This window comes from Pedobacter vanadiisoli (assembly GCF_042684385.1).
Lineage (GTDB): Bacteria > Bacteroidota > Bacteroidia > Sphingobacteriales > Sphingobacteriaceae > Pedobacter > Pedobacter vanadiisoli.
The window spans coordinates 79,958-100,151 of sequence record NZ_JBHULL010000010.1; the positions used below are offsets into that span (position 1 = coordinate 79,958).

Below are 20,194 nucleotides of genomic sequence, written 5' to 3' on the forward strand. Positions count from 1 at the left end.
CACTGCCTGTAAATGGGGCATGCGCTTTTATTACGGGACATCCATGAGCAGATTCTTCGCTGCGCGCAGAATGACAACAAATTCTAATCATCCCCTCTTCTTACAAAATTACGCATATCGCTTCCGCTGGGGCTTTGAAAAATTTCCAGGTCGAAATAGGGCACCGCAGCCAATAGATGGTCAAAAATATCTGCTGCCACTTCTTCGAAACGTTTCAAGCCTTTTTCTTTCGAGAATACATAAATCTCAATAGGCAATCCGTTTTCTGTGGCCTGTAACTGGCGCACCATAAAGGTGAGTTCCTTATTAATATGCGGATTGCTTTCGAGGTATTTTTCCGCATAAACCCTAAAAGTTCCGATGTTGGTCATGTGGCGCCCATTAACCAGATTATTAGGGTCTACTGTATTTTCGGCATTATAGCGTTCGATAAATTGTTGTGTTTCTTTGAGGTAATCTTTCAAAAAATCGATGCTCTGTAGTCTTCCGATCAACTCTTCATCACAGAATTTAATACTCGAAATTTTGATATTGATGTGTCGTTTAATCCTCCTGCCCTCACTTTCTTCCATAGCTCGCCAGTTTTTAAACGATTCGCTCACGATGGCATAACTCGGCACAATGGTCACAGTTTTATCCCAGTTGCGCACCTTTATGGTGGTTAAATTAATTTCGGTTACTTCGCCATCAGCACCATATTTTTCTACGGTAATCCAGTCGCCCACCCGAACCAGATCGATGGCACTCATCTGTACCGAAGCTACAAAACCCAAAATGGGATCCCTGAAAACAAGGATAAAAACCGCAGTAACCGCACCGAAACCACCAAAAATATACAATGGTGATTCGTTTAACATAATGGACAGAATAAGCACAAAACCAACAATATAAAATACAATTTTGGCTACCTGTTTATAACTTCTTATAGGTTTATCGGCATATTTCTTTGATGATTCCATGATGGAAACCACCGCATTCAGGAATGCATTAATGGCAAACATTACCGCCAAAACCATGTAGATTTTAGCAAAAATCAAGGCATAGAAGTGCCAATTTTTAAAATAGACAAAAAGATAGGGAACAACATTATAAATGATATAAGCACCAAATATTAAAGCAATTGTCCTAAAAACACGGAACTCGAACAATGCTTTCTGCCAGTCAGATTTGGTTTTGGCGCTTTTTACCACTACGATAAAAATCTGTCTGGTTACAAAAATGGTGATAAACAGAAATAAAATAACACCAGCCAATCCGATAAAAAAATAAGCATAAACCAGTTCGTTACCTGCAAGGCCCTTAGCAGCCAACCAGTTTCTTAGCTCATTAAACAGGTATTGAAATTCGAGGATATTCATCAAAGCAATTTAAGATTTATTGGTTAGAAAATTAAATGGCATTCCATTCTTTTTGTCATTCTGAATGCTATGAAGAATCTGCTGTGGGGATAGCGTTGCTGTTAAAACTATGCTACAATAATGACGCAATAGTATGTAATTCGGAGCTATAGCATGTCGATTCTTCGCTGCGCTCAGAATGACCGTATTGCGGCCAGTGACAACACAGCCACAGCTCGCAGCCGGGTGATAATTTGATTAAACCTTTTCTACCCAATTCCCATCGCCTTTGATGATGTCGATCAGTTCATCTAAGGCATAAGCAGTAGTTACATTTTTCTTTACTACTTCCTTGCCGCGGTATAGGGTAATTTTATCCGGCCCGGTACCAACATAGCCATAATCGGCATCGGCCATTTCGCCTGGTCCGTTTACAATACAACCCATGATCCCTATTTTTATCCCTTTCAGATGATCGGTACGCGAACGGATCAGCTGAGTAGTCTCCTGCAGGTCGAAAAGGGTACGGCCACAACTCGGACACGAAATATATTCTGTTTTACTGATCCTGGTACGGGTAGCCTGTAAAATCCCAAAACTGGTCGAATTGATTAATGAAAGGTTTTGTCCTTCTGCGTCAATCCATACGCCATCGCCAAAACCATCGGTAAGCAAAGCACCAAGATCGGTCGCTGCGTAGAGCATTAAATGATCGGCATCAGCATCCTGGTAAGTTCTTTTTATAATTACCGGAACCTGGATGTTTTGCGCCTGAAGGCCTACAAAAAACGCCCTTTGCTCAGCCATTCCGTGGGCTGAAGAGGTTTTTAGGATTAAAACAACGTTAGGTTGAAATGTTGGAATGTTAAAATGTTGGAATGTTTGGGCATCAACCTCTACAAAATTTAAGACCTCGTCTTTAATCTCAGCTTGGCTAAATTCTTCGAATGAAAATAAAGGGTGGCAGTTATTCCTGTCTTTTAATTTTAACCAGGTAGCATAATTGTAAACTTGTTTTAAATTGCCCGGAAAAGAAAAAGAAGGCAGATTATCGCCTAAATAAGCTAAATCACATGCCTGATCGGCCAGATTGTATTTATCTAAACCCGCACTATAGTTATACCCCACAGCGCTTAAAAAGTAAGGGTCTTTTAAATTTTCTTTAGAAACATCGATCATCACTACCGGGTGGTGGTGCCCTCCGATATGTTGTACTGGATTGGTAGTGCGACGGTTGTATTCGTAAGGACTGTAAGTTGGGAGCTGGGGGTTGGGAGTTGGGAACATTATAGGCGACTCAAAACTCTTAACTCCAGGTTCCGAACTCCTTTTCGAGTATCGATCGGCTAAAGCCTTGGCTACCGGTGCTTCAAATTCGGGATCTTCCGTTAAAGAAACACGGATGGTATCGCCCAATCCATCTTCCAGTAAAGTGCCAATCCCAACTGCCGATTTAATTCGCCCATCTTCTCCGTCACCGGCTTCGGTTACCCCCAAATGTAAAGGGTAATTCATCCCCTCCTTAGCCATGGTTTCGACCAGCAAACGGTAAGCCTGTACCATTACCTGGGTGTTACTGGCTTTCATTGAAATTACCAGGTTGTAATACTGCTGATCTTCGCACATGCGGATAAACTCCATTGCCGATTCGACCATCCCACGCGGCGTATCGCCATAATGGCTCATAATCCTATCGGAAAGGGAACCATGGTTGGTCCCGATGCGCATGGCCGTACCGTATTCTTTACAGATTTTTACCAAAGGGATAAACTTTTTGTAAATCCGGTCTAGCTCTGCATTGTAAGCATCCTGGGTATATTCTATATTTTCGAATTTCTTTTTATCGGCGTAATTACCGGGGTTAACACGCACTTTTTCAACAATGCGGGCTGCCATTTCAGCTGCATTTGGTGTAAAATGGATATCAGCAATTAATGAAACATTGTAACCGCGTAAACGCAGTTCTTTTTTAATATTGGCCAGATTTTCGGCTTCTTTAATGCTTGGCGCAGTAATACGGACATACTCGCAGCCCGACTCAACCATACGGATAGTTTGTTCTACGGTGCCCAAGGTATCCATGGTATCGGTAGTGGTCATGGATTGGATACGGATCGGGTTGTGACCGCCCAAAGCGATATCGCCAATATTTACCTCGCGGGTTAAGTACCTAGAATAAGCTGTTAAACTGTTGCAATATCCGCCAGCCAAATCGTGTTTTGCCAATATTTTTTCCATTTGGGTGCAAAGATAAGGATTGTTGGAATTTTTGATGTTGTTATGTTGTAATTAAATCAGCTGATTTATAAAGGAATCATTTGATTTTTTTTGAAACAGGGGTGCAGCATTGCCTGATAAATGCAGCCCCGCTTAACGCTTTATTTCATTGCACCTCGTGTTCGCTTTAATCGGGTTTATTTTTTAACGGTGGGTGGGTTTGGCCCAATTGCACCGGTCTAAGTTCATAAACGGGATGGAAGCGGCATCCTTTGGCTCTCAGCCTGAGCGTAATACAGGGCTAGCCAAAGATATAGTGTACAGCCCGACTAACGATAAGAGAGGCGCATTGCCCCTGCTTTTCTAACTTAAATTAACCTGTCTTTTATCACCAGCGTATTGGCGGCAATATCATGCCAGCACTGATTCTTCTTGTTCAAAAAACTGTAGAGATAGCCAAAAAAAACCGGGATTACAGATAAGATTTTCGAAAAATTCCTGACCAGGGAAATGCCGAAAGAAACCCGGCTCCCTTCTAAATCGGTTACTTTAATATTCAGCAGTTTTTTACCGATGGTAGCCTGGCTTTTAGATGCTTCGGCAATACTGCCATAAATAAGTTTAACAATAAATATGGAGGGGAACGGCACCAAAAATGCCATAATGCGCTGATCTTTCCCTTCGATAAAAATATAACTTGTTAAAATGATAACGGTGTAAAACCCAAAAATGATGAAATGATCGATTACCGAAGCGAGTAAACGCTGATCGAAAGCAGCAAAATATTGGGGCGCGGTTTTTTGATAGCTAAAACCCAAAAACTCACGCAATTCGGGTATTGCGTGAGCTTCTTTATAATCGTCCATTCCGGGTTTGCGTACAAAGGTATTCGCACTGATGTTCAAATCTTTCAGTTCGGCTAAACTATACGGTCCCTGCGGTTTACCATTAATTACAACTGTGTATTGATCAGGATTCATTTAAATTGGGATTGCTTGTATTTAGGGTTTGCAGGATCAGGGCTTTATTAACAGCAAAGTTCATATTGCGTTTTTAACCTTACACCCTCCACCTTAAAACCTTCTGCCTTCCTAATACCTGCTCACTTCAAAGTTACTCAATCCGCCGTCTAAATTGATAAAGATTTTTTTAGTCGACGATTTATAATTGGAGGTTTCATAAACGCCATCGCTCAATTTTTCAAATCCATCGAAATCTTTTGCAGATAAACCTGTTTTGGTTTTGATCCTGCAGCCGGCACCATTAGGCACTTTAATTTTAACATCTGCCACTCCTGATTTTACAACCACATCGGTGATGGGCAATAAATCGCCAACTTTAATATCAAGGGCAGCAGCTCCGCCATCAAAGCGGAAAGTACGCACCTTGTAAGGAGAAAAATCGAAGTTGGCTTCTCCGGCGCCCAATTTCATCAATACATCCCAGGTAGCTTCTTTGTTTAATTTAAAGTTTACCTCATTACCGTTATCTCCAAAATTCCATTTACCTTTTTTATCGTCCATACTGAAAGTAAGTACGGTTGCCGAATCGGTAACAAGTTTTTTCAAAGAGAAATTACCCCGCCTTCTTTTAACATCTGCATCAATTAACGAAGAAGTTTCTCCATCGAGCTTGAATGAGATACCGCCGCCTGAAATATTCAGCACCGTTTTTTTAGCGTTATCAGCCGTTACAAAAGGTTCTGATAATTTTAACTGGTGATAGGAAGAATCGTTATTATCATCGTCGTTATCCTCATCATTGTGGTCAATATTAATATCAACATCTTTTTTAAAATGACGGCCCCACCAGTTACCATGTTCTGGAACCTGCTGTCCTTTATAAAAAAGGAAGGACAAGGCCAACACTAAAACACCAATGGAAATAACACTGCCTGTTTGTGAATTGTTCCTGTTAAAAAGGATATTTAAACCTGCAATGATCAGGAATATAGGCCAAAAGCTCCAAACGTTACGCCAATAAAAATTGATTACACCAAAATTTTCGAGTAGAAGTACACCGCCAATAAAAAGCAGAATGATACCCCATATTAATCTATCTAGTTTCATATTATTTATACTTGAGGGTTAGCGGATGTTGACTGATCATCTTTGTTTGTCGATGCTGACGGCTCATTCTCTACAACGGCTTCAGAAAAATCGGCAGTTTTTTTCTGTTCTGCTTCCTGCTGTTGATTCTGAAAAGCTGTCCAATCGTTTTTTCTTTTTGATTTGGCAATGATACTGATACCCAGCGCTATAAATATCAATGGCCACATGTACCTGAATAAGTTACGGATACTAAACCAATCGGGTATGAAATCCATTTCGCGCATCAGGAAAAAACATCCCACAACCAATAGCACTAAACCACCTATGGTTCGGCCGGTATCGTTGGGTTTATTAAATTTTGCAAAATCGGCATGTGTTTCAAACGGTGTTTTCTCTCCACCATCAACAGGTTGTGTCCAGTTCTGGTTTGCTGATCCCGCAAAAGGATCGGCAGTTCCAAATGGTTGCGCATTTGGGTTTTTCTTGCTAAAATAGTCGTTAAATTTAGAGAATCTTGCAGCCGGATCGTCATTAACCGGAACAATAATCCACATTACTATATAGGCAATTAAGCCACCTCCTGCCATAAATATGGCTGATAATGCAAACAATAATCTAATTATGGTAACCTCAACCTGCATGTAGTCTGCAAGTCCCGAAGCTACACCGGCAATCATCTTATCGTGTTCGTTTCTAAAAAGCTTCTTTTCCATAACGTTGTTCATTTTGTGTTTAAAAATCGAGCGGAGTAATTAAAACTTCATCTACGTTTACACCTTTACTTAAGTTTAAAATGGTGAATAAAGTTTCTGCAATATCTTCAGGCTGTACAAATTTTTCATCGGGGATTGTTGTTCCTTCCCAGGATGAAGTTTTAGTAGAGCCTGGCAAAAACGCTGTAACTTTAACGTTATGAGGGGCTAACTCTTGCCGCAATACATGATTAAGACTTAACATCGCTGCTTTTGTTACACTATAACTGCCACCATTTTTTACAGGCGCCTTGCTGGCTACCGAACAGATGTTAAATATATGCCCCCGTTTGGCCGAGCGCATTTTTTTTCCAAAAAATTTACTGATGTAATAACTGGCGTTCACATTTAAATACTGCTGCTTTTCGAAGGTTTCGTCATCTTCATCGAGCAAGCTGCCAGGTAAAAATGTCCCCACATTGTTTACCAAAACAGTTACATTCTCAAAATTTATAGCCGTAGAATTTAAAAAAGCATACACTTCTTCTTTAATTGAACAATCGGCCGCCTGGATAAAAACAGTATTCCCATAAGGAATTAATTCTTTTCGAAACTTTTCAAGTTCATCCAAACCCCTTGCTACTAAAACTAAATCGTACCCATTTTGGGCAAATTTAATTGCAATGGCCCTACCAATTCCCTTAGTTGATCCGGTTATTACAGCTTTCATTATTTATGGTTTAATTTTTGTTAACAAAAAACCATAATTATATTCAAAACCACGAATATTTTTGTAATAAGCAAAGAGCGACAAAATTTTATTGTTTCTTTGTAGTAGTATAGAACGATCATTTAAATTAAGCAAATATATACGGAATGAATTTTACTAATTTCGGCAGATACATCCTGCTACTCAAGTCTGTATTCAGAAGGCCGGAAAAACTGAAAATATACCTGAAAGAAATTGCCAAACAGATGGATTATGTTGGCGTAGGCTCTTTAGGCCTGATTGCCATTATTTCTACCTTTATAGGAGCGGTAATGACTTTACAAATTGCTTTCCAGCTGGTTAGCGATTTTATACCTAAAACCATTATCGGCTCGGTAAACCGCGACTCGAGTATTTTAGAGTTAAGTCCAACCATCAGTGCAATTGTACTGGCAGGAAAAATAGGCTCGGCCATTTCATCAGAAATTGGCTCGATGCGCGTTACTGAACAGATTGATGCCCTGGAAATTATGGGTATAAATGCACCGGGATACTTAATTCTCCCGAAAATTATTTCGGGCATAACCATGGTACCAATGCTGGTTATTATATCTATGTTTTTAAGTATTACAGGTGGCTATATTGGCGGTTCGGTTTCAGGGGCAGTAACACCAGCCGAATATATGCAGGGTATTACCACTGATTTTAATCCTTATACCATTACGGTTGCCCTGGTAAAGGCATTTGTTTTTGGCTTTATCATCACATCTGTTCCGGCATACGAAGGTTTCTATGTTCGTGGCGGTGCTTTAGAAGTTTCTCAGGCCAGTACAAGGGCTGTTGTAATTAGCTGTATTTCTATTTTAGCTTGCGATTATATCGTGACCCAATTGTTATTGTAATGATCGAAATTAAAGACATCCATAAATCCTTCTCCGGAAATGAAGTATTAAAAGGTATTTCCGGCCAGTTTGAAGAAGGCGTAACCAATTTAATTATCGGTGGTTCTGGTTCCGGAAAAACAACATTGCTTAAATGCATGGTGGGTTTACACCAACCTGATTCGGGTTCGGTATTATATGATGGCCGTGATTTTACCCCGATGACTTACGAGGAGCGCATCGAAGTACGTAAAGAAATCGGCATGTTATTTCAGGGATCTGCCCTGTTTGATAGTATGACTGTTGAAGAAAACATTATGTTTCCATTAAACATGTTTACTGATCAAAGCCGGAAAGAAAAACTCGAAAGGGTTGATTTTTGCCTTGAACGTGTTAACCTTGCAGGCAAAAACAAGTTATTCCCGGCTGAATTATCGGGTGGTATGAAAAAACGTGTGGGTATAGCCCGTGCCATTTCCATGAACCCCAAATATTTATTCTGCGATGAACCCAATTCAGGACTGGACCCAAAAACTTCAATCGTAATTGATGAACTGATCAAAGAAATTACCGAAGAATATAAAACGACCACCATTGTGGTAACGCATGATATGAACTCAGTAATGGGTATTGGTGATTATATTTTGTTCTTGCATGAAGGAAAGAAATTCTGGGAAGGTAGCAATAAGGAAATAGCCCATACTGATATTCAGGAACTGAACGATTTCGTATTCGCCAGCCGCTTCATGAAAGCCGCAAAAGATAAGTTTTAAGAAAATCGTATATTTGTATATGACTACGGTTACAAAAAATATCATTCACAAATTGGAAACCTTACCAAAAAGCATGGTAAAAGAGGTAGAAGATTTTATTGATTTTTTAAAAGCCAAACATTCAAAAAGTTTTCCTAAAGCGGAAAGTGAAAAAACAAATGTAGTTGAAGAACCAAAAAGCTTATATGGTGCCGCAAAGGGTACAATTCTTTATATTTCTGATGACTTTAATGAGCCATTAGATGAACTAAAGGATTACATGTAATGCATTTTTTATTAGACACACATATTTTTTTATTTTTTATCAATGGGTATAATTCTATCTCAAAAAAAGTAATTGATATCATTAATAATACTGATTCAGAAAAATATATAAGTTTAGTAAGCATTTGGGAAATTACAATCAAGCTTAATATTGGAAAGCTAAAGTTAAAAGATGATATTAATTCTATCTATCAACTGCTTCAGAAGCACGGTGTAGAAGTACTCCAGCCATCTAAAAGTGATTTTGTTACCTATTCTACATTGCCTATAATACATAAAGACCCATTTGATAGATTAATTATTTCACAAGCACTAACAAATGATTTAACCTTGATAACTGATGATCAATACATCAAAGGTTATCCAAATTTAAAGTTATTTAAATAAATGATACAATTACTAGCCCCCACCCACTGGAAAGATTATGAACTGATTGATTGCGGGGATTTTGAAAAATTAGAACGTTTTGGAAATGTAATCCTTATCCGTCCTGAACCCCAGGCGGTATGGAAAAAAAAATATTCAGAACAGGATTGGAAAAAAGCGGCCAACATTACTTTCAGGGGCCGTTCGGCTACTTCAGGCGAATGGATTAAAAAAAAACAATCTATCCCCGATCGTTGGCATGTAGAGTATAAAAACAACGAAGTGGCCATTAAACTTCGTTTAGGCTTAACTTCTTTTAAACATGTTGGGGTTTTCCCTGAACAGGCCGTTAACTGGGATTTTATCTCATCATCAATCAAAAAATTTAAAACGCCGCAACCCAAGGTTTTAAACCTATTTGCTTATACCGGTGCAGCATCTCTAATTGCCAATGCTGCTGGCGCAGAAACCACCCACGTAGATTCGATTAAACAGGTAGTTACATGGGCCAATGAAAACCAGGAGCTTTCCGGCCTGAAAAATACCCGCTGGATGGTAGAAGATGCCCTGAAGTTTGTGAAAAAGGAACTCAAAAGAGGCAAAAAATACAATGGTATTATCCTCGATCCACCGGCTTATGGCCACGGCCCTAATGGCGAAAAATGGAAACTCGAAGACCATATCCAGGAAATGATGCAGGATGTAGTACAGTTATTGGACGAAAAAGAACATTTCCTTATTCTAAATACCTATTCACTTGGTTTTTCATCAGTAATTGTCGACAACTTAATCCGCACTTCTTTTCCTTCGGTTAAGAATCTCGAAACGGGAGAACTTTATTTACAGGCTACTTCGGGCATAAAATTACCTTTGGGTGTTTTCGGCAAGTTCTGTAATGTGTAAATGTTGATTACTTTATTTTAAACTATCAAATTTCCGTCCTACTTTCATCGGTTCGGAAAAAGCTAAATTTAATTATCTAAATATATCCATGAAATTCCCTCAATTAGCAGGCACCATAATACTTGGTTTTGCCGCAATCAGCTTATTCGCCAACTGCAATTCAGACGGTAAAGGCAGAAGCAGCATTGGTAAAATCTTCTCATCTGATACTACTAAAAAGAAAACAGACTCAACAGCAAACGTAATGAAACCTGTTGATCCGAAGCTTTACGATTCGTTGGTAAAAAAATTGGCCAATGGAGATACAACCGGAAAATGGCCGGTAAAAAAACAACCTTATCCTTTGGCCGGAGCCATTCTGCCTTTTAAACGTATTGTTGTTTATTATGGAAACCTGCACTCAAAAAAAATGGGTGCACTTGGCGAATATGCGCCTAAGGAAATGTGGCAACGTTTAAATGCCGAAGTAAAGCATTGGGAAAAGGCTGATCCGACCACCCCGGTGCAACCAGGATTACACTATATTGCCGCGGTAGCCAGTGGAACACCCGGAAAAGATGGAAAATACATCAACAGGATGGGCGATAAACAGATCGATTCTGTTTTAAAAATTGCCAAAATGCAACCTAATACCATCGTATTTTTAGATCTCCAGGTAGCTTTAAGTACCATAAAAGCAGAATTGCCACGTATTGAAAAATACCTTGAACTGCCGTACGTACATTTAGGGATCGACCCAGAATTTTCGATGAAAGATGGTTCACTGCCGGGCAAAAAAATAGGCACTTATGATGCTGCTGACGTAAATTATGTAACCCAATACCTGGCCGATATTGTAAAAAAACACAATCTGCCTCCAAAAGTATTTGTATTGCACCGCTTTACGAAAAAAATGGTAACTAACGCTGCAAATATTAAACTCCGTCCCGAAGTACAGGTTGTGGTACACATGGATGGATGGGGCGAACCGGAATTGAAAAAAGGAACTTACCGCCATTTTGTTCAGGGAGAACCGGTTCAGTTTACAGGTTTTAAACTCTTTTACAAAAACGACCTTAAAAAAGAGCCTAAACGTTTAATGACACCAGAAGAGCTGCTAAAGCTTACCCCAAAACCGATATATATTCAATATCAATAAATTTAAGGCCTGTAATTGTAATTACAGGCTTTTTCATTTCCCCTTGGTTAGAAAAACTATTAAGATCAGTGCTAACCGCCTGTAGAACATTGCCTACTTAAAACTTACAGGAATAATCGCTATCAAGCTAGTCTTTAATATCAAAAAAATGTCTTTTTTTGACATTAAGATTAAACTAAACTATTATTTATGTAGGATATGCAAACAGCTACACTTGGCGGAGGCTGCTTTTGGTGCACCGAAGCCGTTTTTCAAACGTTAAATGGAGTAAGTCAGGTTACATCAGGCTATATGGGAGGAGATTTGAAACATCCTACCTATATGGAAATTTGCAATGGAAATACCGGCCATGCAGAAGTGATCCAAATCGAATTCGATGAAAGTATTATTTCTTTCCATGAACTTCTGTTGGTATTCTTTAAAACCCATAATCCAACCACCTTGAACAGGCAAGGTAATGATGTTGGTACGCAATACCGTTCGGTAGTTTTTTATGAAAACGAAGATCAGAAAAAACAGACGGAGAAAATGATAGCGGACTTAACGCAACAAAATATTTTCGATAAGCCTATTATGACGGAGGTTTCACCAACAGCTGAATTTTATGAGGCAGAAGACTATCATCAGAACTATTTTAGCAACAATCAGGGAAAACCATATTGTGCATTTGTGATACAGCCAAAACTGAATAAATTTGCTGCTGATTTCAGAGCGAAAATTAAACCGGAGTTACTTGAATAATTAAAAAACCTCAAATGTAAGCAGGCCGTGCTGGCTGGCCGTGTGTATATCCCTCCATACCCGATTAATCTCCGATCCTTTTTTGGCCGCCTCCAAACCACAGTACGGAAACAGAATACCTGCAATGCGCCAACAGGTATGAGCCAATTTACGACTGATTGCACTAACTTTGACTAGCTTAACATCGCTTATTTGACCATTATCCATTAACTCCATCCACGATTTATCAAATGCGGTAAAGAACTGCTCACGCAAGGTTTGTACTTCATTTTTACAGCGGTTTAACTCGGCTGTAAAAAACCGGATCTGCGCTTCGGTAAATCTCTTCATGCTGGAACGGGCATGAAAAGATTTTTCCACCAGCCGGATAAAATGGTTGGTCATGCCGAGGCTGTTAACGGCCAAAGTTGTTTCGGCAAGCTGTAAAAAGGGATAATCAAAGCCCGAATCTGTTAGTTGGATGCCCTCATTAATGGTAAAAGTCCTGTTTTCGGGTACCTCAAGGTTTTTTACTTCAAAAGCATGACTACCTGTGGCTATTAAACCAAAGTAAGACCAACCAGGTAAAATATGAACTTCTGCCTTTTTCAGGATAAATGATTTGATAACGGGTTCGTCCTTTTCATCCAGAATATCGTTGCCGTTTTCATCTTTAAGGAAACAGTTGGCCGTAAATACAGTGGCATGCAAGGCGCCGCTGGCATAGTTCCATTGCCCGTTTATACGGTAGCCGGTTTCAGTTTTAATTGCCTCGCCACCAACTGCACCACTGCCTGCAAAACAGACCTCCCTGTCTGCAAAAATTTCGATTGCCAGTTCAGGATCTAAAAAGCCTGCAAACCATCCCGCACCGGTACATAAAGTAACGGTCCAGCCAAGGCTCCCATCAGCTTCGGCAAGTTGTTCTTCTAAACGCAGAATTTCAGGAAGTTTTTTATTGGCGCCTCCATAAACTTCAGGCACAAAAAGTTTGAACCAGTTTTCCTGGTAGGCCAGTGCTAATATTTCGGGATGCAACTTGCCCATTTCTTCAGAAAGGGCGGCATATTTGGCAACTTTTTCCTGCCAGTTAAGGGTTAAGGTATCATCCATTGTATTCCTGCTTTAAGATTGGGCCAATTTAAGCCTGCTTTTGTTGATGATTTTTTTCCAGTCAAAGAAACCAAAAATGGCCACTGTAAATAGAAAGGTAGTTAAGCAGGCCATTAGCGGCAGTTTTTTATGGAACAATAAGGGGATAGCTACGATGTTGGAAATATTGAGGAAAATCCAGTTTTCTATTTTACGTTTGGCCAGTAACCACATCCCTGCCCAGGCAGTAGCTGAAACAAAAGCATCGAAAAGTGGTACATCCGAATCGGTAAAATGCCTTAATACCAGAAATAATACGCCAAAACCAATTACTGAAATCAGCACTGCAATGGTTAATTCATTATTATTTGACCACGATACCTGGTTTTCGGCTTCCTGTTTTCTTTTCTTCCAGATGATCCAGCCATACACGCTCATTACCAGGTAGTAAATGCTTAAAAGCGTTTCTGCATATAGTTTCACGTTTAACAGCAGGAACATGGATAAGAGGATAGAAATGATACCAGTTGGGTACAGCCAGATGCTGTTCTTTTTGGCCAGTAAAACCTCAGCTACGCCAAAACCCACAGCCAGCCATTCGATAAAAGAGGTATGTATAATCTGCTCCTGAAAAAGCTTAAACCAATCCTGAAAATTCATTTACAACATTTTGCTAAAAATTATTGAAAACTGCTTTCAGGGCGAAACAGTACGGTAAACGCTAACCTCTTTCCTACGTCGGTATTATCCGCATCAGGTACATTAAAGGCGGAAGGTTAATCGTGTAGGGTTTAAGGTTAATAACCTTCTACCTTAAGCCTTTTACCTTAAACCTCTAAATGGGTGTAATCTCAGCAAACTGATTTAAAAAGATTTTAAACCAATTAGCACCCCTTTGAGCACGGCAAATATAGTTTTAAAAATGCTAGATCGGTATAATTGCAATATTATTGTTTCATGTTATCAACAGGAGGTGGATCCCCTTTTCCTCCTATTCTTTTAAATGTTAAATATTCAAATTTACCATCAGCATTAATTACACACTGAAAATCAGCATTTATCTCTTTATCCCTACAGATAAAAAAATACATAAATTCTTTTCCTTTTTGAGTTTTGAACGTGGCGGACCTAAATCCTCGAACCATCCCATGGATATAGTCTAAATATTTAACCATATTCTCTTTGGATAACTTTTTTTGATAGTCCGCAGAAAGTGTACTATAAATCTGGTCGTATTTGGCGGCATTAAATTGCACTAAAAAATTCTGCACCGTTTTCTCCGCTACTTGGTCTTGAGCAAATGAACCTGTGGAAATTGAAAGAAATAATAATAAAACCAGCCTCATATCCATAAAATCTAAAACAGTCCAATTTGCCCCTTATCATCAATATCGATGTCATCAGGGTTAGTAATTTCGAAATCTATTTTTTTTACGGGTTTTTCTTCAGCTTTTGGTGCTTCTGGTTCGGCTGCTGCAGGTTTTTCTGTTTTAGGTGCAGGTGCTTCGGTACGCTCAAATTTTGGTTTCACTTTCTCTACAGCCGGCTCATCAGTAACCTTTTCTGTTGTGTCTGAAGATTCATTTGCCTCTTCAGCGGTATCTGCCGCTCCGTCGTTGCTTTCGTTATCACCTTCAGCCGGTGTTTCTTCTACTTCCTCTTCTTCAATCTCCGGTTCTTCTAATACAACCTTTTGCACATCGTGTGGCGATAAGCGGTTACCATTAGCCTTTAACCCTTTAACATCGATCATTTCGGCCAGTACAAGTTCAAGGGTTTCCGGAACCTGTGTTTTACCTTTTAATACATCGACTATAATTTTGGCAGCGGGGTTACCTGTTAAATGCAATAATTTCGACTTCGGCTCCTCACTGATGAAGATCGTTTTCTTACCGTTAGCCTGCAATTCGAATGCAAAACGTTTAATGAAATAGTTCTGCGCCTTACCTTCGAAATGTACTGCTGCAAAGATTCTTTCGGGATCAAACTTCTCGATCAGCAACAGGTTATCGTCAAAATGATTCGTTAGATCGAATGAACTCAGTTCATAGTAACCGTCTTTGTGTACCTGTAAAATGCGGTCGTCGCCATCAAATTCGCCCAGGTATTTACCGCGAGCATCAACATTCAGGCGTTTTAACAAATCATCGTACCAGATTTTAAGTCCTGATAAGGTAGAAACCCCTTTGCTTTTTAAAATGATTTTTTTAACCGGATATTTCGATACAATGTTACCCTGCGAACCTCGCCCTTTGATGGCTACTTCGGCAAAATCAAGATCGAACTGCAGCTTACGCAGTTTAGAATGCGGTTTTAAAGCCACATTTATAATTTCAGCCTCCCCGTTCGGGTTAGCGGTAAAATACAACACTTTCGAACCTTTTGATCCTTTGGTTAAATCGTATTCCTTATCGCGGGTTACCCCCACAACCGAAAATCTTTTAATATAGGATGTTCCACTGGCGCCATCTTTGTAAACCATGTTATAAACGGTACGCTCGTCGTTTTTCTTGAATACCTGCACATGGATAATGCCTTTGCCCACAAAGGTTTTATCGGCCACTTTGGTAATGATGCATTTCCCGTCTTCGCGGAAAACAATTATTTCATCAATGTCCGAGCAATCGGCTACAAATTCATCTTTACGTAAACCTGAGCCCACAAAGCCATCGGCGCGGTTTACATATAATTTTACGTTAGCCAGGGCAACTTTAGAAGCTTCAACCCGATCAAACAGGCGGATTTCTGTTTTACGCTCCCGTCCTTTTCCGTATTTATCTTTGAGTTTCTGAAACCAGGCAATGGCGTAATCGGTAAGGTGTTTTAAATGGTTTTTAACCACTTTAATTTCATCTTCCAGGTTTTTCATCTGCTCATCGGCCTTTTTCACATCAAAACGGGTGATGCTACTCATTGGCTTATCGATCAGTTTTTTAAAATCTTCGGGTTGGATTTCGCGGTAAAGCGAGGGTTTAAAAGGCTCGAACAACCTGTGTAAAACCTCTACAACCGTTTCAAAATTGCTCGAATTTTCGTACTCAGGGTTTTTATACATCCCCTCCTGGATAAATATCTTTAACAGGGAACTAAAGAATATTTTCTCCTGCAATTCATTTAAACGGATTTCAAGCTCTTTTTTAAGTAAGCCTTTGGTGTGTTTGGTATTTTCGATCAGGATATCGTTCACACTTAAGAAGTGTGGTTTATCATCCTGGATGATACAGGTATTGGGTGATATGGAAACCTCGCAGGCCGTGAAAGCATAAAGCGCATCAATGGTCACATCAGGCGAAATACCCGGTGCCAGGTGCACTACAATTTCTACGTTAGCCGCAGTATTATCCTCAATTTTCTTGATTTTGATCTTTCCTTTATCGTTAGCAGATAAAATACTATCGATAACGGAACCGGTAGTGGTACTGAAAGGCACCTCACTAATGATCAACGTTTTCTTATCCTTTTCGGTAATTTTTGCCCTTACGCGAATTTTACCGCCACGCTGACCTTCATTATAATTCGAAAAATCGGCCATACCGCCTGTAAAGAAATCTGGCAGGATATTCGGGCGTACGCCGCGTAATGCTTCCATTGAGGCGTCCAACAATTCGACAAAATTGTGTGGCATTACTTTGGTGGCTAATCCCACCGCAATACCTTCGGCACCCTGGGCCAGCAAAAGCGGGAACTTAACCGGTAAGGTAACGGGTTCATTATTACGTCCATCGTAACTTAACTGCCACTCGGTAGTATCGGGATTGAAAACCACCTCATTGGCAAATTTCGATAAACGGGCTTCGATGTAACGGGGAGCAGCAGCGCTATCGCCCGTAACCGGGTCTCCCCAGTTCCCCTGCATATCAATCAGCAGGTCCTTTTGCCCGATTTGTACCATCGCATCGCCGATAGAAGCATCACCATGTGGATGATATTTCATGGTATTACCAATTACGTTGGCAGCCTTGTTAAAGCGCCCGTCATCCATCTCTTTTAACGAGTGCATAATACGGCGTTGAACAGGCTTCAATCCATCGTTAATGTGTGGAACTGCCCGGTCCAGAATTACATAAGACGCATAATCGAGAAACCAGTTTTCATATAAACCGTTAATTGGTGTTATGGTATGTTTGTGTTCTTCGTTGATGTTTGGGTCTAGTTCTTCACTCATTTATATACAAAAATTGGCAGCGGTAAATATAATAAAAATGATTGCACAGAATGAAGACAGGTTATTCACATTTCAATCCTTCTACTGCGCGCAGGATGACAAAAAATTATTCATGCACAATAAGTACCTCAAATAATCTGGTTAAATCTTAAAAGCCTTCGACAGGCTCAGACTGACAACAGATGAGTTATGATAACTTGTTTACTCCGTACCGAGCAATACGCCCGAAACATTCCAGGCGCTTGAGCTCGAACCTTCGGGCTTGCCCATCGGAATCGTAACTTTAATGGTATGCTGTCCTGCTTTTAAATCGCCCAGGCTAATCCAGTTCGGGTTAGTCACCGTGCCGGGGCACCAGTTAGAGCGGCTTAAATCGGATGATGAGAGCCCGGTTTCAAAATTACCCGATGCAGGGTTTGATAAGCGATACGAACCGCAATCCTGACGCCATGGTGTAAAAGCAAAAACCTCCTTATTATCCAGCCATATGGTATTTTTCCTTGGTACAAACTCATCACCATTACCCCAGCCCCCATGACCTGTGGTAATGTAACGCAACCTGGCATCTTTAAGATCTTTATTGAGGGTAAAGGAAACCTCCAGGCCTTTTTCACTGCTAAACATGGTGGCATATTCTTGTCCGGCCATTTCCATTACATTGGTCGAATTGAACAATGGCATAACAACCTCTTTTTTACGCTCTTCTTGGCTTCCGTTGTGCAGCGTGATGTTCATCGAAACTTTATGCCCGCCTTTATCATAATTACCGATAAAAACGGCTACCCATGCTTCTTTTCCGTTTACTAAAGGAAAGAGCTCAGAAATATCCTGACGGTAATATACTTTTTCGGCCCAGGTTTTATCTTTTAACTTTAAGGTATTGTATTTCCCTACACCAAAAGGTGTAAAAAAGCGCATCAGTTCAATTACCGGGTTATAATTGGCCGTAGCTACAACCCCCTGGTACGTTTTCCCGTTGCCATTATCGTAAACGGGCAGTTCTTTTACCGAACTCTTCAGGGCATCCATCAGGCTGATGGTTTTATCTGTCGGGATTACAAACACCGAGCCTGTCCGGTCGTAAGCATCGCCATTCGATTGCTCGGTTAAATCGACAAAAACATTTGGGCTGCCTGGGTAAGCCGGAAATTTCACCTTCCTTGCAATCACCGTTCCACCTGCAAAACGAAAAACCGAATCGTTTGATTGAGGCTTATCAACAAAGTTGATGATTTCGTTATTAAATACATTCAACGTGGTAAACCTGCTTTTCCACAACAAATCTTTATAGGTTAATCCATCGCTCAGGTTTGCATTTATTTTGGTTAAATCAATCGTGTTTACATTTTTAACCTTTTCAATTTTAGTTGCGGTAACAAAGCTATTGCCATTACGTACCTGCTCTAACACTAAACCCAGGTTTTGGCCTAAAACCGTAGGTGCGGCTTTTATTCCTGCTTCAACAGTATACCACAAATCTATCCGGTTGGAGTTAACTACAATGGTGGCTCTTTTACAGGTATACCCCATTATTACCTTTATTTCGTTACCGTATTCAAAAACCTGTTTGCCGATAGCGGTACTATCAACCGTTGCCAGCTGGCTGCCCGTGCTCAGATTAGCTACCTGATATAAAAGCAGTGCGGGTTTGGTTACCAGGCTTTGTTCGTAGGGATATTTGGCCTTATGGTCCAGAATACTGGCATTACTGATTAAATTCTGTGTGGCAGTGGCAATTACCACCGTAGCGTTGCGATCTTCTTTGGGTTTGCCATCGGCAGAGCGGAAATAAGTAATTTTATAAGCTCCATTGCTTTTAAGTGTGCCCTGGGCTTGAAGGTTAAGTGAAATAAAAACCGAAAAAATGAGGATGTATACCTGTTTCATAGTGGCTAAAAAACCAAATATAGGGAATAAAAGTCTGAGGTCCGGGGGTCGGGAGTGTGAAGTAAGCCTTGCGTAGCAGATTTTAAAATTAAGAGCTCTTTTCACCATATTGAATCCACGGTTAATTACGGTTCATATCAACTCAAAAGCAGCGAAATGCTTACCCGCACAATATTGAAGGCTCTATTGTGCCAACCAGAGCAAAACTTTTATAAATAAACCTGACAGAGCGATTAGCCCGCAGTGAAGTGCAATGAAACGAGTACTAAAAGCGATGGCGGGACGAAAGCACCTATGAAATACAGAACGCTCATTTTCAAAAAATACGGCGGCCCGATCCAATTGCTAAAGGATCGGTACCACCAAGCCAGACTGTAACGGGCAGGAATAGATCTATTTCGAGATAGGTTTAGCTTCGCTGAGCCTTCGGGTTCTCGACTTCGTTGCACTTGGCTCGAAATGACGCTCCATCTTACCGCTCCAACCTATCTTCAGCAAAGGCAAAGGGCAATAAACTTTTTACGCTGGGTACTTTCAATATCTCACCATTTAAACAATAAAAAATCACCTCAATGGGGCTTTGTTGTTTGCGTTCAAACTCGATCATCACCTGTAAACAACCTCCGCAGGAGGTAACAGGCTTTAAAATCTCGAAATGATCAGTCTGTGCGGTAATGGCCATACTTTCAATCACTGCTTCTGGATTTTTAGTACCGATAGCAAAAAGCGCTACCCGTTCGGCACAAAGTCCTGATGGATAAGCCAGGTTTTCCTGGTTGCTGCCTAAAACTATTTCGCCAGAAGCCAGGCGAATGGCTGTCCCCACCCTAAACTTAGAATAAGGAGAATATGAGGTAGCTAAAGCTTGCTCGGCCTGCTGACACAATGTGCGGTCTTTTTCTGTTAATTCATCAATACCTGAGTATTGTTCAAAAGATATATTTAGATTTATTGAATTCATTTTAAACTTTTTTTGCGCCGCCAATGTTAAATTTTTAT

General features: G+C 40.2%; 19 protein-coding genes. 7 read left to right on the forward strand and 12 right to left on the reverse strand.

Annotated features, from left to right (window positions below):
• Window positions 1–83: 83 nt before the first annotated feature.
• The 6 genes from ACFSR6_RS13545 to ACFSR6_RS13570 all read right to left on the reverse strand — a co-directional run bounded on the left by ACFSR6_RS13545 (window position 84) and on the right by ACFSR6_RS13570 (window position 7,027).
• Window positions 84–1,358 (reverse strand): mechanosensitive ion channel domain-containing protein, encoded by a 1,275-nt coding sequence (locus ACFSR6_RS13545; protein ID WP_379079776.1) that lies wholly within the window; start codon window positions 1,356–1,358, stop codon window positions 84–86.
• Between the two features lie 237 nt (window positions 1,359–1,595).
• Entirely contained in the window at window positions 1,596–3,575 is a 1,980-nt protein-coding gene (gene ispG / locus ACFSR6_RS13550; protein ID WP_379079778.1) for a (E)-4-hydroxy-3-methylbut-2-enyl-diphosphate synthase, read from the reverse strand.
• A 347-nt stretch (window positions 3,576–3,922) separates the two neighbouring features.
• Window positions 3,923–4,534 (reverse strand): RDD family protein, encoded by a 612-nt coding sequence (locus ACFSR6_RS13555; protein ID WP_379079780.1) that lies wholly within the window; start codon window positions 4,532–4,534, stop codon window positions 3,923–3,925.
• A 111-nt stretch (window positions 4,535–4,645) separates the two neighbouring features.
• A complete protein-coding gene (locus ACFSR6_RS13560; protein WP_379079782.1) occupies window positions 4,646–5,623 on the reverse strand; it encodes a LiaF transmembrane domain-containing protein in 978 nt (325 codons plus the stop codon).
• Between the two features lie 5 nt (window positions 5,624–5,628).
• Entirely contained in the window at window positions 5,629–6,318 is a 690-nt protein-coding gene (locus ACFSR6_RS13565) for a PspC domain-containing protein (RefSeq protein WP_379079784.1), read from the reverse strand.
• A 19-nt stretch (window positions 6,319–6,337) separates the two neighbouring features.
• Window positions 6,338–7,027 (reverse strand): SDR family oxidoreductase, encoded by a 690-nt coding sequence (locus ACFSR6_RS13570; RefSeq protein ID WP_379079786.1) that lies wholly within the window; start codon window positions 7,025–7,027, stop codon window positions 6,338–6,340.
• A 146-nt stretch (window positions 7,028–7,173) separates the two neighbouring features.
• Between ACFSR6_RS13570 and ACFSR6_RS13575 the strand changes: the two genes are divergently transcribed.
• The 7 genes from ACFSR6_RS13575 to msrA all read left to right on the forward strand — a co-directional run bounded on the left by ACFSR6_RS13575 (window position 7,174) and on the right by msrA (window position 12,072).
• Window positions 7,174–7,908 carry an MlaE family ABC transporter permease gene (locus ACFSR6_RS13575; RefSeq protein WP_379079788.1) on the forward strand — a complete coding sequence of 245 codons (735 nt, stop codon included), beginning with the start codon at window positions 7,174–7,176 and terminating at the stop codon, window positions 7,906–7,908.
• Window positions 7,908–8,660, forward strand: coding sequence for an ABC transporter ATP-binding protein (locus tag ACFSR6_RS13580; RefSeq protein WP_379079790.1), 753 nt, complete (start codon window positions 7,908–7,910; stop codon window positions 8,658–8,660). Before ACFSR6_RS13575 ends, ACFSR6_RS13580 begins: the two co-directional genes overlap by 1 nt.
• Before the next feature lie 19 nt (window positions 8,661–8,679).
• Window positions 8,680–8,925 (forward strand): type II toxin-antitoxin system VapB family antitoxin, encoded by a 246-nt coding sequence (vapB, locus tag ACFSR6_RS13585; protein ID WP_379079791.1) that lies wholly within the window; start codon window positions 8,680–8,682, stop codon window positions 8,923–8,925.
• Window positions 8,925–9,311 carry a type II toxin-antitoxin system VapC family toxin gene (locus tag ACFSR6_RS13590; RefSeq protein WP_379079793.1) on the forward strand — a complete coding sequence of 129 codons (387 nt, stop codon included), beginning with the start codon at window positions 8,925–8,927 and terminating at the stop codon, window positions 9,309–9,311. Before vapB ends, ACFSR6_RS13590 begins: the two co-directional genes overlap by 1 nt.
• Window positions 9,312–10,193 (forward strand): class I SAM-dependent methyltransferase, encoded by an 882-nt coding sequence (locus ACFSR6_RS13595; RefSeq protein WP_379079794.1) that lies wholly within the window; start codon window positions 9,312–9,314, stop codon window positions 10,191–10,193.
• A gap of 88 nt (window positions 10,194–10,281) precedes the next feature.
• A complete protein-coding gene (locus ACFSR6_RS13600) occupies window positions 10,282–11,331 on the forward strand; it encodes a hypothetical protein (protein ID WP_379079796.1) in 1,050 nt (349 codons plus the stop codon).
• A 198-nt stretch (window positions 11,332–11,529) separates the two neighbouring features.
• Window positions 11,530–12,072 carry a peptide-methionine (S)-S-oxide reductase MsrA gene (gene msrA / locus ACFSR6_RS13605; RefSeq protein ID WP_379079798.1) on the forward strand — a complete coding sequence of 181 codons (543 nt, stop codon included), beginning with the start codon at window positions 11,530–11,532 and terminating at the stop codon, window positions 12,070–12,072.
• Here msrA and ACFSR6_RS13610 read toward each other — a convergent pair whose 3' ends face one another.
• The 6 genes from ACFSR6_RS13610 to ACFSR6_RS13635 form a co-directional block, all read right to left on the reverse strand.
• Complete coding sequence (locus ACFSR6_RS13610) at window positions 12,073–13,164, reverse strand: acyl-CoA dehydrogenase family protein (RefSeq protein ID WP_379079800.1); 1,092 nt, start codon at window positions 13,162–13,164, stop codon at window positions 12,073–12,075.
• Window positions 13,165–13,176: 12 nt separating this feature from the next.
• Window positions 13,177–13,803, reverse strand: coding sequence for a nicotinamide riboside transporter PnuC (gene pnuC, locus ACFSR6_RS13615; protein WP_379079802.1), 627 nt, complete (start codon window positions 13,801–13,803; stop codon window positions 13,177–13,179).
• Between the two features lie 287 nt (window positions 13,804–14,090).
• A complete protein-coding gene (locus ACFSR6_RS13620) occupies window positions 14,091–14,489 on the reverse strand; it encodes a hypothetical protein (protein WP_379079804.1) in 399 nt (132 codons plus the stop codon).
• An 11-nt stretch (window positions 14,490–14,500) separates the two neighbouring features.
• Entirely contained in the window at window positions 14,501–17,308 is a 2,808-nt protein-coding gene (locus ACFSR6_RS13625) for a DNA gyrase/topoisomerase IV subunit A (RefSeq protein WP_379079805.1), read from the reverse strand.
• A gap of 201 nt (window positions 17,309–17,509) precedes the next feature.
• Window positions 17,510–19,195: a PNGase F N-terminal domain-containing protein gene (locus ACFSR6_RS13630; protein WP_379079807.1), complete on the reverse strand. Its 1,686-nt coding sequence runs from the start codon at window positions 19,193–19,195 to the stop codon at window positions 17,510–17,512.
• Between the two features lie 472 nt (window positions 19,196–19,667).
• Window positions 19,668–20,156 (reverse strand): cytidine deaminase, encoded by a 489-nt coding sequence (locus tag ACFSR6_RS13635; RefSeq protein WP_379079809.1) that lies wholly within the window; start codon window positions 20,154–20,156, stop codon window positions 19,668–19,670.
• Window positions 20,157–20,194: the final 38 nt, after the last annotated feature.

What these genes read in the sequence shown, in the direction of transcription:
- ACFSR6_RS13545 (WP_379079776.1), bottom strand. Translation starts at nt 1,358, where the DNA reads ATGAATATCCTCGAATTTCAATACCTGTTTAATGAGCTAAGAAACTGG.
- ispG (WP_379079778.1), bottom strand. Translation starts at nt 3,575, where the DNA reads ATGGAAAAAATATTGGCAAAACACGATTTGGCTGGCGGATATTGCAAC.
- ACFSR6_RS13555 (WP_379079780.1), bottom strand. Translation starts at nt 4,534, where the DNA reads ATGAATCCTGATCAATACACAGTTGTAATTAATGGTAAACCGCAGGGA.
- ACFSR6_RS13560 (WP_379079782.1), bottom strand. Translation starts at nt 5,623, where the DNA reads ATGAAACTAGATAGATTAATATGGGGTATCATTCTGCTTTTTATTGGC.
- ACFSR6_RS13565 (WP_379079784.1), bottom strand. Translation starts at nt 6,318, where the DNA reads ATGGAAAAGAAGCTTTTTAGAAACGAACACGATAAGATGATTGCCGGT.
- ACFSR6_RS13570 (WP_379079786.1), bottom strand. Translation starts at nt 7,027, where the DNA reads ATGAAAGCTGTAATAACCGGATCAACTAAGGGAATTGGTAGGGCCATT.
- ACFSR6_RS13575 (WP_379079788.1), top strand. Translation starts at nt 7,174, where the DNA reads ATGAATTTTACTAATTTCGGCAGATACATCCTGCTACTCAAGTCTGTA.
- ACFSR6_RS13580 (WP_379079790.1), top strand. Translation starts at nt 7,908, where the DNA reads ATGATCGAAATTAAAGACATCCATAAATCCTTCTCCGGAAATGAAGTA.
- vapB (WP_379079791.1), top strand. Translation starts at nt 8,680, where the DNA reads ATGACTACGGTTACAAAAAATATCATTCACAAATTGGAAACCTTACCA.
- ACFSR6_RS13590 (WP_379079793.1), top strand. Translation starts at nt 8,925, where the DNA reads ATGCATTTTTTATTAGACACACATATTTTTTTATTTTTTATCAATGGG.
- ACFSR6_RS13595 (WP_379079794.1), top strand. Translation starts at nt 9,312, where the DNA reads ATGATACAATTACTAGCCCCCACCCACTGGAAAGATTATGAACTGATT.
- ACFSR6_RS13600 (WP_379079796.1), top strand. Translation starts at nt 10,282, where the DNA reads ATGAAATTCCCTCAATTAGCAGGCACCATAATACTTGGTTTTGCCGCA.
- msrA (WP_379079798.1), top strand. Translation starts at nt 11,530, where the DNA reads ATGCAAACAGCTACACTTGGCGGAGGCTGCTTTTGGTGCACCGAAGCC.
- ACFSR6_RS13610 (WP_379079800.1), bottom strand. Translation starts at nt 13,164, where the DNA reads ATGGATGATACCTTAACCCTTAACTGGCAGGAAAAAGTTGCCAAATAT.
- pnuC (WP_379079802.1), bottom strand. Translation starts at nt 13,803, where the DNA reads ATGAATTTTCAGGATTGGTTTAAGCTTTTTCAGGAGCAGATTATACAT.
- ACFSR6_RS13620 (WP_379079804.1), bottom strand. Translation starts at nt 14,489, where the DNA reads ATGAGGCTGGTTTTATTATTATTTCTTTCAATTTCCACAGGTTCATTT.
- ACFSR6_RS13625 (WP_379079805.1), bottom strand. Translation starts at nt 17,308, where the DNA reads ATGAGTGAAGAACTAGACCCAAACATCAACGAAGAACACAAACATACC.
- ACFSR6_RS13630 (WP_379079807.1), bottom strand. Translation starts at nt 19,195, where the DNA reads ATGAAACAGGTATACATCCTCATTTTTTCGGTTTTTATTTCACTTAAC.
- ACFSR6_RS13635 (WP_379079809.1), bottom strand. Translation starts at nt 20,156, where the DNA reads ATGAATTCAATAAATCTAAATATATCTTTTGAACAATACTCAGGTATT.